This window comes from Ochrobactrum sp. SFR4 (assembly GCF_019730395.1).
GTDB lineage: Bacteria > Pseudomonadota > Alphaproteobacteria > Rhizobiales > Rhizobiaceae > Pseudochrobactrum.
In genome coordinates this window covers 1-244 of sequence record NZ_JAAPBB010001201.1, presented here as the reverse complement: position 1 = coordinate 244, position 244 = coordinate 1, and the positions used below count along the sequence as shown (strand labels likewise).

1 pseudogene is annotated in these 244 nt (G+C 57.4%); it reads left to right on the top strand.

Annotation, left to right across the window (positions count from 1 at the left end):
* A pseudogene (locus HBA93_RS22845) lies at nt 1–244 on the top strand (membrane-bound PQQ-dependent dehydrogenase, glucose/quinate/shikimate family); the annotation flags it as partial.

The window sequence follows — 244 nt, the reverse complement described above, 5'->3', positions numbered from 1 at the left end:
GATCTATGAAGTTGGCTTTGACTGGTGGCCGCTCGGTTCGCGCGGCGGCATTATTGTGCTGCTCGGTCTGTGGTTGTTGCTGCCACCGATCCGCAAAGCGCTGAGCCCAGCGAGCAGGGAAATTGCCCCCACTGTTGAACAAGCACGTGCTGGCAATGCCAGTCCGTTGCCCTTGCTGGCGGCGATTGCTGGTGCAGTGTTTGCTGCCGGTGTTGGATTCACAAAAGACACGCATAATCTTGAC